This is a genomic window from Halomonas sp. IOP_6 (assembly GCF_021151565.1).
Taxonomy (GTDB): domain Bacteria; phylum Pseudomonadota; class Gammaproteobacteria; order Pseudomonadales; family Halomonadaceae; genus Vreelandella; species Vreelandella alkaliphila.
The window spans coordinates 24,656-40,652 of sequence record NZ_JAIRBO010000014.1 but is presented as its reverse complement, the minus strand read 5'-3'; the positions used below and the strand labels follow the sequence as shown (position 1 = coordinate 40,652).

Annotated in this window: 16 protein-coding genes and 1 tRNA gene; 5 read left to right on the top strand and 12 right to left on the bottom strand. The window is 53.0% G+C overall.

Annotated elements, in window-relative coordinates; genetic code table 11:
• Nucleotides 1–34: 34 nt before the first annotated feature.
• From K7H08_RS17560 to K7H08_RS17550, 3 genes are all read right to left on the bottom strand, one after another.
• Nucleotides 35–1,705 (bottom strand): AMP-binding protein, encoded by a 1,671-nt coding sequence (locus K7H08_RS17560; protein WP_120387210.1) that lies wholly within the window; start codon nucleotides 1,703–1,705, stop codon nucleotides 35–37.
• Between the two features lie 167 nt (nucleotides 1,706–1,872).
• Nucleotides 1,873–2,676 (bottom strand): class II glutamine amidotransferase, encoded by an 804-nt coding sequence (locus K7H08_RS17555; RefSeq protein WP_231658633.1) that lies wholly within the window; start codon nucleotides 2,674–2,676, stop codon nucleotides 1,873–1,875.
• 33 nt (nucleotides 2,677–2,709) lie between these two features.
• The gene (locus K7H08_RS17550; RefSeq protein ID WP_231658632.1) at nucleotides 2,710–3,135 is read right to left on the bottom strand and encodes a hypothetical protein; all 426 of its coding nucleotides are present in this window, start codon (nucleotides 3,133–3,135) and stop codon (nucleotides 2,710–2,712) included.
• Nucleotides 3,136–3,197: 62 nt separating this feature from the next.
• On the opposite strand from K7H08_RS17550, the gene K7H08_RS17545 reads away from it, so the two are divergent.
• Entirely contained in the window at nucleotides 3,198–5,303 is a 2,106-nt protein-coding gene (locus tag K7H08_RS17545; RefSeq protein WP_231658631.1) for a S9 family peptidase, read from the top strand.
• Between the two features lie 173 nt (nucleotides 5,304–5,476).
• Nucleotides 5,477–5,644: a hypothetical protein gene (locus tag K7H08_RS17540; RefSeq protein ID WP_167457126.1), complete on the top strand. Its 168-nt coding sequence runs from the start codon at nucleotides 5,477–5,479 to the stop codon at nucleotides 5,642–5,644.
• Nucleotides 5,645–5,700: 56 nt separating this feature from the next.
• On the opposite strand, the gene K7H08_RS17535 is transcribed toward K7H08_RS17540, so the two are convergent.
• From K7H08_RS17535 to grxD, 8 genes are all read right to left on the bottom strand, one after another.
• On the bottom strand, nucleotides 5,701–6,159 hold the full coding sequence (locus K7H08_RS17535) for a YcgN family cysteine cluster protein (RefSeq protein WP_038482916.1): 459 nt from the start codon (nucleotides 6,157–6,159) through the stop codon (nucleotides 5,701–5,703).
• Nucleotides 6,140–6,775, bottom strand: coding sequence for an acyl carrier protein phosphodiesterase (locus K7H08_RS17530; protein WP_231658630.1), 636 nt, complete (start codon nucleotides 6,773–6,775; stop codon nucleotides 6,140–6,142). The genes K7H08_RS17535 and K7H08_RS17530 overlap by 20 nt, the downstream gene beginning before the upstream one ends.
• A gap of 47 nt (nucleotides 6,776–6,822) precedes the next feature.
• Complete coding sequence (locus tag K7H08_RS17525; RefSeq protein WP_038482913.1) at nucleotides 6,823–7,116, bottom strand: YcgL domain-containing protein; 294 nt, start codon at nucleotides 7,114–7,116, stop codon at nucleotides 6,823–6,825.
• Nucleotides 7,116–8,246, bottom strand: a complete 1,131-nt coding sequence (gene rnd, locus K7H08_RS17520) for a ribonuclease D (protein WP_231658629.1) — start codon at nucleotides 8,244–8,246, stop codon at nucleotides 7,116–7,118. The genes K7H08_RS17525 and rnd overlap by 1 nt, the downstream gene beginning before the upstream one ends.
• A 53-nt stretch (nucleotides 8,247–8,299) precedes the next feature.
• Entirely contained in the window at nucleotides 8,300–8,905 is a 606-nt protein-coding gene (gene recR, locus K7H08_RS17515; RefSeq protein ID WP_198350141.1) for a recombination mediator RecR, read from the bottom strand.
• A gap of 2 nt (nucleotides 8,906–8,907) precedes the next feature.
• Nucleotides 8,908–9,234, bottom strand: a complete 327-nt coding sequence (locus K7H08_RS17510) for a YbaB/EbfC family nucleoid-associated protein (protein WP_038482905.1) — start codon at nucleotides 9,232–9,234, stop codon at nucleotides 8,908–8,910.
• Between the two features lie 53 nt (nucleotides 9,235–9,287).
• On the bottom strand, nucleotides 9,288–11,315 hold the full coding sequence (dnaX, locus tag K7H08_RS17505) for a DNA polymerase III subunit gamma/tau (RefSeq protein WP_231658628.1): 2,028 nt from the start codon (nucleotides 11,313–11,315) through the stop codon (nucleotides 9,288–9,290).
• 135 nt (nucleotides 11,316–11,450) lie between these two features.
• On the bottom strand, nucleotides 11,451–11,801 hold the full coding sequence (gene grxD / locus K7H08_RS17500) for a Grx4 family monothiol glutaredoxin (RefSeq protein WP_038482899.1): 351 nt from the start codon (nucleotides 11,799–11,801) through the stop codon (nucleotides 11,451–11,453).
• Between the two features lie 221 nt (nucleotides 11,802–12,022).
• On the opposite strand from grxD, the gene argF reads away from it, so the two are divergent.
• Nucleotides 12,023–12,946: an ornithine carbamoyltransferase gene (gene argF, locus K7H08_RS17495; RefSeq protein ID WP_038482896.1), complete on the top strand. Its 924-nt coding sequence runs from the start codon at nucleotides 12,023–12,025 to the stop codon at nucleotides 12,944–12,946.
• Between the two features lie 181 nt (nucleotides 12,947–13,127).
• Here the strand turns inward: argF and K7H08_RS17490 are convergent.
• Nucleotides 13,128–13,203 (bottom strand) — tRNA-Ala (locus K7H08_RS17490).
• 195 nt (nucleotides 13,204–13,398) lie between these two features.
• Here K7H08_RS17490 and uvrY point away from each other — a divergent pair.
• Together uvrY and uvrC are read left to right on the top strand one after the other, a co-directional pair.
• Nucleotides 13,399–14,049 carry a UvrY/SirA/GacA family response regulator transcription factor gene (uvrY, locus tag K7H08_RS17485; protein ID WP_038482893.1) on the top strand — a complete coding sequence of 217 codons (651 nt, stop codon included), beginning with the start codon at nucleotides 13,399–13,401 and terminating at the stop codon, nucleotides 14,047–14,049.
• Between the two features lie 46 nt (nucleotides 14,050–14,095).
• Nucleotides 14,096–15,910: an excinuclease ABC subunit UvrC gene (gene uvrC / locus K7H08_RS17480; protein WP_198350144.1), complete on the top strand. Its 1,815-nt coding sequence runs from the start codon at nucleotides 14,096–14,098 to the stop codon at nucleotides 15,908–15,910.
• Nucleotides 15,911–15,997 lie beyond the last annotated feature (87 nt).

Below are 15,997 nucleotides of genomic sequence, written 5' to 3'. Positions count from 1 at the left end.
CTAACAGCCACCTATTAGTGAACTCATTAAGCGCTTAAGCGTTGCTTGTTTCCTGATCGCGGAGCTGTCGACGCAGCACCTTACCAACGTTGGTTTTGGGAAGCTCATCACGGAACTCTACGTACTTCGGAACTTTGTAGCCAGTTAGCTCTTTTTTGCACCACTTGCGCAGCGTCTCAGCGTCTAACTCACTGTTTTTGGAAACAACGAATAGCTTGATCGCTTCTCCAGCACCTTCATCTGGCACACCCACTGCTGCAGACTCCAACACATCTGGATGCGCAGCCACTACATCTTCTATTTCATTTGGGTAGACATTAAAGCCAGATACTAAAATCATATCTTTTTTACGATCAACGATCTTGATGTAGCCATCATCTTGCAAAACAGCAATATCGCCCGTATGGAACCAGCCGTTTTCATCAATAGAATTGCGGGTTTCATCATCGCGCTGCCAGTAGCCTTTCATTACCTGAGGCCCTTGCACGCAAAGCTCACCAGGCTCCCCCATTGCAACATCATTGCCGTCAGCATCAATTACCTTCACTGAGGTACCAGCCACTGGTTTACCAATGGTGCCCAGCTGTATAGCGTTTGTGGGGTTAAAGCTAACAATGGGCGATGTTTCCGTTAGCCCATAGCCCTCTGCAATCGGGCACCCCGTTGTCTCTTCCCAACGCTGAGCCGCCGCTTTAGTCAGTGCCATACCGCCGGAAATGGTCAGTTTCAGCTTGGAAAAATCGAGCTGCTTAAAGTCATCTCGGTTACACAGCGCATTAAACAGTGTGTTCAGACCAATAAACCCGGTAAACGGCAAGCCTTTAAGCTCTTTGACAAAGCTAGGTAAGTCACGAGGATTAGTAATCAATAGCGAGTGGTTGCCTGTTTCCATCAGGAATAAACAGTTAACGGTAAACGTATAGATGTGATAGACCGGCAGTGGCGCAATTACCAGCTCTTCGCCATCGGTCAAGTGTTCACCGATAGCGGCACGCGCCTGGAGCATATTGGCCACTAGGTTCCGGTGGGTCAGCATCGCGCCTTTAGGCATACCGGTGGTGCCACCGGTGTATTGCAGTGCAGCCACATCATCCATGGTGCGTTGCACCTCGGTATGATGTAACGACGCGCCTTTTTTCAGTGCATCGCGGAAGCCAACAGCGGTGGGTAGCGAGTAGGCAGGCACCATCTTTTTAACGTGCTTAACAACGGCGTTAATTAGCCAACGCTTCGGCACATCGTGCAGATCGGCAAGCTGGGTAACCAAGACGTGTTGGATATCCGTTTTATCCAGAACTTTCTCAAGCTTATCCGCCATATTGGCCAAAATCACAATGGCTTTGGCATTTGAGTCTTTGAACTGGTGCGCCATCTCCCGCTCGGTGTAAAGCGGGTTGGTATTAACGACCACGAGCCCCGCTCTTAGTGCACCAAACACCGCCACAGGAAACTGCAGCACGTTAGGCAACTGAATGGCGATCCGGTCTCCAGGAACTAAGTCGGTTTCATGCTGCAACCAAGCTGCAAAATTGGCAGACAGGCGATCAAGATCGGCAAACGTTAGGGTTTTACCCATGCAGCTAAATGCCGGCTTGTTGGCAAAACGTTTAACCGCTGAATGAAAGACATCCGTGACTGAGTTGTACTGATCCAAGCCTTCAAGCGCTGGGCCACGTAGTACGTGGGCATTGGCGTGTTCGCTCATGGGCAATCTCCGCTATCCGTGTCGATATTTGACCGACCTTGTTATTGTGCGTGACTAACTAGCAAGCCTAAAAGAGCCAACCATATACGACAGGCAGCACGCTGTAAAACGATCGATTGAAACTGGCGTTTCAACTTTAGCTTAAAGCACTGCCCTGTTGCTGTCGCTCACGCTATGTCGTCATCCTGTTTACTATGACCGTAGCTCGCTTTGATTTCTCCCTCGCGCCATACCAATAATTCGCCTGGAACCATTCGCTGCCACGCTTCATTTTGGGTAAGTGGTTCGGTGGCAATCACAGAGACAATATCGTTAGGCGTCGTATGCTCGATAAAATTAACCGTCAACTCTGCATCGGACAGCTCCGCCTCGCCAAAGGGCGCGCGTCGTGTGATATGAGCCAATTTGGTCGAGCAGTAGCTGTATAAGTAAACGCCATCAGATAACAGTAGGTTAAAAACGCCTAGTCCGCGCAACTCTTCACATAGCCCGTGCAAACGCTCCCACAATGATTCAGGAGACGCAGGCGGCGTGGGAAAACAACGACGCAGTTCGCCCATTAGCCAGCAGAAAGCGTGTTCGCTATCTGTGTTACCTACCGGGGTGTACGTACCTAATGGCAACTTTTGCCAATCGCTCAATTGGCCATTATGGGCGTAGCACCAGGGCCGCCCCCACATTTCACGGGTAAATGGGTGTGTATTTGCCAGCCGTACGCCGCCTACATTTGCTTGGCGAATATGGCTAATCACTACATTGGACTTGATAGGATATTCACAGATTAAGCGGGCTATCGGGGAATTAACCGAGGGGTGGGGGTCACGAAATTCACGGTAACCGCCCTCCTCGTAAAATGCGATGCCCCACCCATCGCGGTGAGGGCCGGTGCCCCCGCCGCGGTGTAAAAAGCCGGAAAAGCTGAAACAAATATCGGTAGGAACATTGGCGCTCATGCCTAGTAACTCACACATCGGCTAGCTCCATCATCGCGCCTTGTACTCGCATTAGTTAATCACTGGTTCCTGGCGTCGGGTTGGCTGAGGATCTTCTTCCTGGGACTGATGCTGAGACACATCATCATAAGGTTCTGGCCTACGCCACCACCACAGGGCAATGCCAACACATGCGCCTAAGGCAATGCCTAAAATCAACCACAGTAAACCACCACGTAGTGCACTGGTGCTATGCTCAAGAAAAGCAACCGCAGACACCATGGCAGCCGGTGCCCAGCCGGTATAGAACTCACCCTCTTCTATCAACGGTAACTGATATCCTGCAGGCATCCACATCGCTCCCGCCACACACCAAGTAATCACCAAACGCGGTAGGCGAGGCAAAAATGCTAGCGCAAAGTAGACAGCGACCAGCACGATCAGTGAAAGAACGTAATAACTTAACCACAGCAGTGACATTGAGTCTTCAAACAGCATAATACCCCTCATGTGGGTGGAGACACCCGACGTTGATTTCCCGTTATGGTACCTATCAATTTATGAAAGCACAGCCTGATAAGCACGAAGGCTCGCCTGTCACACATTATTATCGCGCTAATTCTCCAGAATGGCACTGGTTAGAAGAGCGTGATGCGCCTGACGTATCGCTTTTTTTAGAAGCCGCCAACCATCAGCATGATGAATGGTTTGCTCCTTTACGGCCGCTTGCTGAAACACTTTATCAAAACCACTTAGCGCGTCGTGAATTGGCAATAACCAGCCTTAAGACAGCGCTTGACCACTTTACGTTCTGGAGCAATACCGCCGCCGAGGATGATTACCCTTGCTGGTGGCGCCACCCTAACGGCCAACCCGGTGCTGACGAGTGCTTTCTTGACGTACGTGAACGTGCCGCCGATCAGCCTTTTTATGACATGGGCGACATGGCACTGTCCCCGAATGAACAGTGGCTCGCCTGGACGGAAGATACCCAGGGCGACGAGCGCTTCACACTGTGGTTAAAAGCACTCCCCAACGGCAAACCTCAGCAACTACTAAGCGATATTGGCGCTAGCGTATGCTGGGCAGAGGATGAGACAACCAACGGCGCAACGCTGCTATTTACACGCTTTGATGACACTCAGCGCCCGGACTCCATCTGGCGTGTATGGATACCGTTTTCAACGCCAGAGCGCCTTACTGAACCAACCTTAGTAATGCGTGAGAACGATCCGGAGTTCTGGATTGGGATTGGCAAAACGCGCTCGAAAGCATGGCTTTTGATTGAAAGCGGTTCGAAAGATACAACAGAAATCCATGCCGTGCCGGCAGATCAGCCCCATGCTTCCCCGATGTGCCTACATGCCCGCCAGGCAGGGGTTGAAGTGAGCATTGATCATCGCCCTGGTACGTTTTATCGCTTACAAAATCTCGCAGGCCCGCATTTTCAGCTCGACTTCACACGCGCTGATCAACAAAGCAACCCTGCTCCCGAGTGGAAGTCGCTGATAGCTCACCGTGAAGACACTACCCTAGAAGGGATCGATGCGTTTGAATGGGGGCTAATCATCGCCGAGCGAAGCCATCGCGATGCCCAGGTTATGTTACGCCGCTTAGTGCTAGATAAAGATCACAACCTCACACTAGATAAGCATATCGAACTACCTGAAACGCCCTGCTCGCAGCTGCTAGAAGATTCGCCACACTTTGATGCAAATACCGTACATCTACGCGAAGAGTCGTTCACTCGCCCTCCCAGCTGGTACGCGCTAAACCTGGATAGCGGTGAACGTACGTTGCTAAAGCAAGTCCCCGTTTACGGCCAACTGCTGCCTGATCAACTAGTCAGCCAGCGCATATGGGCAACCAGCGCTGACGGCGAACGCGTGCCAGTATCCATTGTCATGCGCGCTGACTTAGCCGGCCAACCACTGCCCACGCTGCTGTATGGTTACGGCGCCTATGGTGAAGCGCTTGACCCCTGGTTCTCAATTGCTCGGCTCGAACTACTGGAGCGTGGCGCAGCATTTGCAGTCGCCCACGTACGCGGCGGCGGTGAGCGAGGCGAACCATGGTATCTAAATGGCAAAATGGCTCATAAAGAGAATAGCTTTAACGACTTCTTAGCTGCCCGAGAGGCGCTAGTAAACGAGGGGCTTAGCCAGCCAGAACGGATCGTGGCTTGCGGGGCAAGCGCAGGCGGTTTGCTAGTCGGCACCTGCGTCAATCGTAAACCTGAGGCATTTTGCGCAGCGGTATTGGAGGTGCCGTTTCTGGATGTGCTCCGTACCATGCAGAACCCAGAGTTACCGCTTACCACCGCCGAATATAGTGAGTGGGGCAATCCTGAAGACCCAGAAGTCGCCGAGCGTATCGCTGGCTACTCACCTATCGACAACATACGCGCCCAGCACTACCCAGCGCTATGGATAGAGGGCAACTGGTTTGATACTCGTGTTAGTTACTGGGAGCCTGCCAAATTTTATGCCCGCGTTACCGAGGCACAGCAAGGCAATGCTCCTGTACTGCTTCACACCGACATGACCAGCGGCCACGGCGGCGCATCCGGCAGGTTCAAAGCTTGGCGAGATACGGCTCGCCAAGACGCATTTATCCTGTGGGCACTCGGGCTAGCCCCTATGGACGCGGCAAAGCAAGCGCAATAGTTGCTTATCAAGAAATAGCCGACAGCTCGAAAATAACATTCAAGCAGCGCCCAGGCGCTGCTTTTTTTGTGAAAAAACACTTTATGGAAATGTTTTCCATAAAGTGTTTTTTACGTCATACTACCTATAAGTTTTATAGACAAACGCCTAGTTCACAAAATCAGGAGCAGACCATGAGCTATCAGGAACAGTTTCCAACAATTTGGGATACCCCGCCAAAGACAACAGCGCCAACCGATCAAGCGGCGACGCGAGAAGCCACAGCGAAGCCACAGCCCTCACCGTTTAAAGAAGCGTTTTTAACCATTTGGGATAGTACAAAAAGCAAAACCGCCAGCTAACGTTATTACCGTTAGCCAGCGGTTAGTGAGCATGCCAGGGAGGGCGACTGTTAGGTTTAAGACATCGGCAATACAGCGATAATATGCTCTTCCAAAAGGCGCTCGGGCACGTCATCTTGGGAAACCGCAAAGCTTCTTACGCTGACGCCCTTCCGGTGAACGCGCTCAGCATCGTTACTCAGCAGCGGATGCCATCCTGCTAGCTTGCGCCCTTCAGCAACACGCCGATAGCCACATGTGTGCGGCAGCCAGGTAAACTCTTTGACGAGCTCAGGCGTCAGTTGTGTACAGTCGGGTACGCTATCGAAGCGATTTTCATAGTCACTGCACTGGCAACTGTGAATATCCAGCAACCGACAGGCAACGTTAAGCACCGCTAATTCTTGCGTTTCATCGTCGTGGAGCTTCAACAAGCAACACTGGCCGCAGCCATCGCATAACGCCTCCCACTCTTGGGGCGTTAATTCTTCTAGCGAGTATCTTTCCCAGAAGCGCTCACGCATGGCCGCCACCATCATTGATTCCCTTTACTTTCAACATGTCTGAATAACTCCCACTCTCCGCAGCACCACCGCTGCTGGTTAGTGTGGCACGACACTCTTGCCATAACACTGCGAAGTCGGCCGCTAAGCATGGATAGTCTTCGTAAAGCCAAGGCACTAACTCTGCTAAGCGGTTCGGCCCCGATAGCCGCTGACCAATGCCTGCTACTGCACGGCAGGTAAAGTCAAAATCAGCGTAACGGTGCAGCCAGTCATGCTTAATCATCAACGGCATCATGGTAGACAACCGTTGCGGCGCAGGCCAAGCCTGTAACAACTGATAGCAGCGCTCGATTAACTGGTGCTGCTGCTCTCCCGCCTGCTGACGAGCAAGAAAATGATCCCACACGATATCTAACGCGATACCGACATAACGCCGCTGAGCGTGTGGCGCGCGCCGCTTTGCTTCTAAAACGTTTGGGTGCCGATCAATCCAGGCATCCACGCGGCGATGATGACGTATGCCGCTAGCAACATCTGGCGACCAAGCCGTTAAGTCTTGCCCCTTCACGCCGTCAGCAATCAGATTTCCGTACAGAAACTCATCACTACCAGGATGAGCAAGCCAAGCATGGGCAAGAAAGTTCATGGCAAAACGCTCATGGCAGAACGTTCATGGTAAGAAGCTCATAACGCTCATTCGCGGTTAGCCGCCTGAGCGCGGTGAACATCCAGCAAATAGGCTTCTTTCGCAGGCGGCATTTGCAGGTAAAAGCCTTGCTCTTGGATTGCATCCATCACATCAGCAGCGTTCACTCGAGCCAGCTTTTTATCGGCAGTCAGTATCATTGTAAGCACCGGCACCGGCTTACCGAAGGTATCCATCAATGCGTCGGGCACGGATGACAACCCTTTCTGTTTGTCTATGTAGAGATACATCTCGTCTTTGCGTGAGCTTTTTAAAATCTCACAAAGCAGTTTCTCGCTCATTACGACAACTCCTCAAGCGCCTGATGAATTTCTTGAGTTAAATAGGCATCACGCCAGCCGCCAGGAGTGGTTAATGGCTGGTTAGCAAGCCGCTGCATCACAAGCGCCTCAATATCTCGCCGCCGCAGCAACATCTCGGGCGCTATTTGTAGCTCAGCAGCCTTCTCCGTCACTACTTTTTTAAGTGCTTTAAAGCGCCGCTTAAACACAGGATGCATCGGGTCTGGCCAGCGCGCCGGTAAATCACCTTCGGGGCAATGCTGAGCCTGTTTCACCAGCGACAGCAGCGTATCGCCTTCTTTTTTAACCAGGGGCGGCTTAACCCCTTCAATTTCTGCTAGCTCATAACGATTTTTAGGCATTTTTTCAGCCACCGCGAACAACAACTTATCGCTAACCAACCAATTACGCGGCAAATCCCGACGGCGGGTTTCGCCTTCCCGCCAGATGGTCATTAAGCGGTAGGCTTCAAGCTGGCGAGGATCAAGGCGCCACAACTGCCGCTGGCGCGTATACCATTGGCCATCGCTCTCTACGCTGCGACCTGCCTGCTCGATAAGACTGGCACACTCATCGTCAAGCCATTCGCGCCGCCCCAGTTGTTCAAGCTTCTCCGCTTGAAGCCCCCAAACCTTCAGCAAATAGATAACATCTAACGCCGCATATTCGCACTGGGAGGGCGTTAAGGGGCGCTCTAACCAGTTGGAACGCGTCTCCTCTTTAGGCAGCGTTTCCCCCATCCAGTGCTCTACCAATTTTTGATAGCCCATGCCGGGAGTTTCTCCCAAAAAAGCCTGAGCGACTTGCGTATCGATAAGCGGTGCTGGCAATACGCCGGCCCAGTGCTGGAACACCTCGAGGTCTTCGCTACAGGCATGCAGTAATTTGATGGCACTATTCTGCAACAAATCACGAAAAGCAGCGGTGCAAGGCGTGCTCAACGGGTCCACTAAATACGCCATGTCACCGGTGGTGAACTGAATAAGCGCTGGCACCGGAAAAAACGTGTTTTCACGGAAAAACTCAGTATCTAGGGCAATCACACTGGCACCGGCGACTTGCTCGCATGCAGCATCTAAGGCGTCGGCACTATCAATCCATTGATACAACGAGGGGGCTAAAGAGGACAAAGCAAACTTCCGGGTTGGCACAATCGCAAAAGCGCTTGCGTTTTTTTATAAGGTCAATCGCTGGCGAAAGGCTGGCGACCATTAAAGGCGCGGCTTAGCGTACCACCGTCTACATACTCAAGCTCCCCTCCCATAGGAACACCATAGGCGAGTCGCGAAAAAGAGACACCGTAGTGAGCAAGTTGGGCGGCAATGAAGTGCGCTGTCGCTTCGCCTTCTACGGTGGGATTGGTGGCAAGCACTACTTCGCGAATGTTGCCTTCTGCGACGCGGCTTTCCAATAGATCCAATCCAATGGCATCTGGGCCGACGCCGTCCAGCGGAGAAAGGTGACCATGCAATACAAAGTAACGCCCTTGAAAGCCACCCGCCTCTTCAATAGCAAGCTGATCAGCAGGCGACTCGACTACACACAGCAGCGCATCATCACGACGGGGGCTTTCGCACAGCGCGCAGATATCTGCTTCGGTCAACGTACGGCAGCGCTGACAATAACCGACCTCTTCAATGGCCTGCTGAATTACCGCTGCCAACCGCTGCCCTCCTGGGCGCTCGCGTTCTAACAGGTGCATGGCCATGCGTTGGGCCGTTTTTGGCCCAACGCCCGGCAACACGCGAAAAGCGTCCATCAGTTGCTCAACAAGCGGGGAGAAGCGCATGTTTAGAACGGCATCTTAAAGCCGGGCGGCAAGTTCAAGCCTGCCGTCGCTTCTTCCATTTTCGCTTTGGAGTTTGCTTCCACTTTTCGAACAGCATCATTCACGGCAGCGGCGAGCAAATCTTCCAGCAGCTCTTTGTCTTCTTCAAGAACGCTGGGATCAATAGTGACATTGGTAACATCGTGGCGGCCGTTCATGGTGATTTTCACCATACCGGCGCCCGCTTCGCCATGGACTTCCGCTTTAGCAGCTTCTTCTTGAATCTGTTGCATCTTTTCCTGCATCTCTTGGGCTTGCTTCATTATGTTGCCCATTCCACCTTTAAACATGCGGTTATCTCCTGAAGGAATAAAAATAAGCATCGCGAGTCAATCGTCAGCGGCTAAGAACGCTTGTCAGACGCGGGTTTAACGGTTGACTCAATGAGAGTAGCCCCAAATGCCTGCTGTAGCTTCTGTATATTGGGGTCGCGGTGTAATAGATCAACAGCCAACGAGTGGCGCTCTTTCTGCTGACGCTCTTCCTGCTGGCGGGGAGTTTCAAGATCAGGCGCTAAGTCAGCCACCGTAAACTCGATTCGCCGAGGCAGCCCATAACTACTTAGCGCGCGCTCAATACGACCATTGTGAACATCGGCCTGCATAGCGGATTGCCCAGGGTCAAGCCGCAGCACCATAGTGTGGCCATCATCGCTTTCAAGCTGACAGTGCGCTGCCAAATTACGGGTAAGGCCGCCTAACCCAAGGGCACTGAAGCATGCCAGCCACCCAGCATGGTCTAGACGATCGTCAGCAGCGACCTGGCTGCTAGCAGCATTGGCAGGCACCTCACTGGAAACTGGCTCTGGCTCTGGCTCTGGCTCTGGCTCTGGCTCTGGCTCTGGCTCTGGCTCTGGCTCTGGCTCTGGCTCTGGCTCTGGCTCTGGCTCTGGCTCTGGCTCTGGCTCTGGCTCTGGCTCTGAAGAAAGCATGGCGGCACTCTCCACCTCGTCAAGCGACCAGGGTGGCGCTTGCTCTGATGAAACAGCGTCAGGCGCGCTTAACTCGTCAGTTGCACCCGGGGCAGCACTCGCCTGCACCGCGGCTGAGTCAGGCGTTTTGGCCTGATTGCTCGGCAGCGCAGGCTCAGGCTTTTTTACCGCTGGCTCATGGGCAGAGACTGGTTCAGGTGCGTAGCTATCCTCAGATGCAGCTACCTGAGCAGCAGGTTCAGGAGAGACAGGCTCATGCGACACCGCTGTTTGGGAAACAGTGTCACTGGAAGGTTCTCGGCGCAGCGGAAGCGGCGTGGCAGCAGGCTTTGGCACCCCCTGGGGGCGAAACGCCAGCATTCGCAATAGCGTCATTTCTAGCGCACTGCGCAGATCAGGTGCATGCACCATGTCGCCGCGCCCTTGAATGCCGATCTGGTAATAGAGTTGAATATCCTCGGCAGTAAAGCGGCTCGCCAGCTGTTGAATAAGCGCTCGATCACCGTGACTATTATCAACGGCATCAGGCACCATCTGCGCCACGGCCAAGCGATGCAAAACCGCACTTAATTCATCCAATACTGCTGCAAAATCAGGCCCCTGCTCCGATAACTGAGCAACCTCGGCTAGCAGTCGCTGAACGTCCACATCAGCCAATGCTTCTACCAGCGCCAACACATGGCGATGATCCAAGGTACCCAGCATGGCAGCGACATCCGCATGGCGAATCGCACCCTGGCCAAAGGCAATGGCTTGATCGGTCAGGCTCATTGCATCGCGCATAGAACCTTCCGCGGCCTTACCTAGCAGCCACAGAGCGCTCTCATCATACTCGACCCCTTCCTCCCCCAGCACATAGGTTAGGTGTTCTACCACTCGTTCAGGGGGCATATGCTTAAGCGTGAACTGTAAACAGCGGGATAGGACGGTAGCGGGCAGCTTTTGCGGATCTGTGGTGGCCAGCAGAAACTTCACGTGGGGTGGCGGCTCTTCCAGCGTTTTAAGCAGCGCATTGAAACTGCTGGTCGACAGCATGTGTACCTCGTCAATCAGGTACACCTTATAGCGCCCTTGCGTTGGCGCATACTGCACGTTATCAAGCAACTCTCGGGTATCTTCAACCTTTGTCCGCGAAGCAGCATCGACCTCGATCAAGTCAACGAACCGACCTTCATCAATCGCGCGACAGCTGTCGCACTGACCGCAAGGCGTCGAGGTAATGCCTTCATTACCGCGGCCATTGGCGGTGCAGTTAAGGCATTTAGCCAGGATACGCGCAAGGGTGGTCTTGCCCACCCCGCGAGTACCCGTAAATAGGTAGGCATGGTGAAGACGGCCTTGGTCGAGCGCATTGACCAAGGCGCGCTGAACATGGGCCTGGCCCACGAGCTCGTGGAATGTACGCGGCCGCCATTTGCGGGCCAGAACCTGATAGCTCATTGAGCATTACTTCCTTTGGCGGGCTAACTGTCGATGCGAAAAGGACACCATTCTAGCGGCTGCGCTGCAGCCCGCCAACCGCTCAGCCCAATAGACTAGCAGTCCACTAGACCAAGCGGCATTGGGCAATAAACGTTAAGCGTTGTTGTCACTTTCAGCAGCGCCAGCACGCTGGGCAGCTTCTTTGATCAGCTTTTCGAGCTCACCACTTTGATGCATCTCGATCACGATATCGCAGCCGCCAACCAATTCGCCTTCCACCCAAAGCTGGGGGAAGGTCGGCCAGTTAGCAATTTTTGGTAGCTCAGCGCGAATATCTGGATTATCCAGCACGTTAACAAAGGCAAAACGCTCACCGCAGCCCATCAGCGCCTGCACTGTTTGTGCAGAAAAACCACACTGCGGCAACTGCGGGGTACCTTTCATGTAGATAAGAATGGGGTTTTCACTAATTTGGCGCTGAATATTTTCGGCAGTCGTACTCATGATGTGCTCCTAAAACAAGTGATGTTATCTCGCCAGTTTACGCAATTCGTTAACTAGCTTTAACCCTTCAAGCCGAAGATTACCTTTTGTTGCTGTGCAACCTAATACTTGAGCAAACTACTCGGCCTTACCGTGTGGGTCGTCATTCTACGCATGCCGAGCGCGTTGCGCATCCCCCGCCGCATCGCTAGGATAGTGTTTTTGCGCGGAGAGATATCATCATGGCGACACGCCATTTCTTAACCTTGCTGGATTTAACCCCAGATGAGCTGGCGTACCTGATTCAGCGTGCGATTAAGATCAAAACCGAGCTCAAGGCTAACGGCCCCATCTATACGCCGCTACCTAACCGCACGCTGGCGATGATTTTTGAAAAATCATCGACTCGCACCCGTGTGTCGTTTGAAACCGGCATGGCGCAGTTCGGCGGTCACGCCCTCTTCCTCTCTCCCCGCGACACCCAACTAGGGCGTGGAGAGCCGATTGAAGACACCGCCCGCGTACTGTCCGAAATGGTTGATGCGGTAATGATTCGGACCTTTTCACACGCAGGCTTAGAAGCCTATGCCAACGCCAGCAGCGTGCCTGTGATTAACGCGTTAAGTGACGATTACCATCCTTGCCAATTGCTAGCAGATGTGATGACCTGGACCGAGCTGCGTGGCAGTGTAGAAGGACGCACGGCTGTTTGGGTAGGTGATGGCAATAACATGTGCCACTCCTGGATTAATGCCGCCCGTCAGTTTGGTTTCAAACTGCGCGTTTGTTGCCCTAAAGGCTATGAACCCCGCGCTGACATTATGGAAGCCGCCGGGGACTGCGTAACGCTGCTTCACGACCCCCACGAGGCTGCCAAAGACGCCGACTTGATCACGACAGATGTGTGGGCATCCATGGGGCAGGAAGAAGAACAAGCTAAGCGCGAAGCAGACTTTGCAGGCTTCCAGGTCACTGAGGCAATGCTCGATAGCGCACAACCTGATGTGCTTTTCCTACACTGCCTGCCTGCCCACCGCGGCGAAGAGATCAGCACTACCTTATTGGACGATCCACGCGCTGTCGTGTGGCAAGAAGCGGGGAATCGCCTGCATGCACAAAAGGCGTTAATCGAATTTTTGCTGCTTGGCAGAATTGCCAACGAGTAACACCTGAGGGTACGTGCTTTTTAACACAGGCTTTCAGTTACGCGAATGCCCAACAGCACGCACTCTCACACGTACTCTCGCATGCACCCTCGCACGAACTATCAATTGAAAATGATAAGCATAAAAAAACGCCTCGTTACTGGTAACGAGGCGTTTTCTTGGATTCTGTGGGCCTGTAAAATGGTGGAGCCTAGCGGGATCGAACCGCTGACCTCAACACTGCCAGTGTTGCGCTCTCCCAGCTGAGCTAAGGCCCCACATAGTTTTACATGCCGCTTTTTCAAACCACTCATTGAGCAGCGGCGAGATACTACGCCAGTAATTTGCTCAGCGTCAAGCTAATCATGAACAACTATCAACTAAATTCTCCTTTGGTTAGAGCTGTGGCACTCTATATCATGCAACGCGGCTTACGCCCACCACTACGATGATTTCATGCAGGAGCCTGCACCTTGATCAAAGTTTTAATCGCCGATGATCATCACCTAGTGAGAACCAGCATTGCTCATCTGCTAAACGAAGAGTGCGATATTAAAGTCGTAGGTGAGGTCGACGATGGCGAAAGCGCAGTGGCTCAATGCCGTCGCTTAAAGCCTGACATTGTCGTGATGGATATTCGCATGCCGGGCATTGGCGGACTCGAAGCTACTCGCCGCATCCATAGAACAATGGAAGACGTCAAAGTACTCATATTAACCGCTCACATTGAAGATAGTGCGTTACGGCTCATGCTGGAAGCGGGTGCGATTGGCTTCCTCAGCAAAGGGGCTGACACGTCAGAAATGACCGACGCTATCCGCCAAGTCTTTCACGGAAAGCGCTATGTCAGCCAAGAAATCGCCCAGCGGTTGGCGCTTTCCCATTTTACTGACGAAGACAATCCGTTTAGACACCTGTCGCATCGTGAGCTACAAATCGCCCTTATGATTGTAAATTGCCAGCGCGTCCAGGATATTTCAGACCGCTTGCACCTTAGTCCCAAAACAGTGAACACCTATCGCTATCGGCTATTTGACAAACTAGAGGTCGCTACTGATGTAGAGCTTACCCACCTGGCACTACGCCACGGTTTAGTTGAGGGCTTTGACGCCATGCTGGGATAGACCTACCATCGCAGCTTCCGTTGCCTAGAAGCGCCGATTTCCAGCCATGACTTTTGATGCCAAGCAATTTTTAAGCTCTGTCAGTGCCTCGCCCGGTGTTTATAGGATGCTGGACGAGCACAGCAACACTCTCTATGTCGGCAAAGCCAAGCGCCTAAAAGCTCGGCTTGCTAGCTATTTCCGTGGCCAGCTTAATACCAAAACCCAGGCGATGGTGGCACGAATTGCAGATATCCAAATTACCGTCACCCGTAGCGAAACAGAGGCCCTGCTGCTAGAGCAGACGCTCATAAAAGAACTGCGTCCGCCCTATAACATTCTGCTAAGAGACGACAAGTCCTACCCTTTCGTATTTGTGACCGATCGGCACGCTTACCCTGCGCTTGAATATAAACGTGCGCGACAGCGTCGAGGAGATGGCCGCTATTTAGGTCCTTATCCAAGTAGCGGAGCGGTGAAAGAAAGCCTAGCGCTGATGCAGAAAATTTTTCGCATACGTAATTGTGAAGACAGCGTGTTTGCCCACCGCTCTCGACCATGCCTGCAATACCAAATTCAGCGCTGTAGCGCGCCTTGCGTTGACTTCATTTCGGAAGCAGATTATCGACGCGACGTTGAGCATGCAGTGATGTGCCTTGAAGGTAAAAGCGAGCACGTTACCCAGCTTCTTAGCGAGGAGATGGAAACGGCCAGCCGCGCTTTAAATTTTGAAGAAGCAGCAAGGTTGCGTGACCAAATACAGCAGCTACGCCAGTTACAGCAACGCCAGTTTGTCGATAACGAAAGTGGTGATGCCGATATTTTTGCGCTGGCCCAACGCCCTGGGGCGCTAGGCATATCAATACTTAGCGTTCGCGATGGCCGCTTACTGGGCGCTCGCCATCACACGCCTAAAAACGACCTCGACCTGCCACCGGACATGCTACTGACGGAAGTCGTTAGCCAGTACTACTTTGGCCAACCCCACAACGTACCCAGTGAAGTAATTACCAGCCACCCACTGGAAGATAGCCCACTGATTGCCGACGCACTTTCACAGCAAGCGGGTAAACGCGTTCGCGTCACCAGCCAAGTTCGGGGGCATCGCGCCCAGTGGCAGCATCTGGCTATGACCAATGCCGAGCAACAGCTTGCGTCGCAGTTGGCTAACAAAACCCAGCTTACTCAGCGATTTGAAGCCCTCCAGAAAGCGCTCGCATTGGACAAAACACCCCAGCGCCTTGAGTGCTTTGACATTAGCCACAGCCAGGGGGAAGCGACCGTTGCTTCCTGTGTCGTATTTGACCATCAGGGCCCACGCAAGAGCGATTACCGCCACTTCCGCATCGAAGGCGTCGCCGCAGGCGATGATTATGCAGCCATGCAACAAGCACTAACACGCCGCCTTAAACGGGTGAAAAGTGGCGAGGCAGTGGCGCCTGATATTTTGATCGTCGATGGCGGCAAAGGTCAGTTGAACATGGCTCGCGGTGTGTTAACCGAGCTAGCGGTTACCGATATCATTTTGCTCGGTGTTGCTAAAGGCACCACACGTAAAGCAGGCCTGGAAACGCTCTTCCTAGAAACCACCGATAATCCCTTACCCCTTGACCCCGCGTCGCCAGCATTACACTTAATTCAGCATATCCGCGATGAATCTCACCGCTTTGCCATTGCCGGCCACCGCGCCCAACGTGACAAAGCACGCCGCACCTCTACGCTTCAAGACATTCCCGGCATAGGCCCTAAAAGACGGCGCGAATTATTACGCTTCTTCGGCGGTTTGCAGGGCGTTCAGAAAGCTAGCCGCGATGAGTTGGCGCGCGTACCTGGCATTAATGCCTCGCTCGCTGAGACAATTTACCAATCCCTAAATGGATAAACCTACTGTTAACATGGATGCTAAGCACCAAGGGGGATAGAATATCCCCCACTACACTCCGTCTTCCATGACTCTCCGGCAAGGATC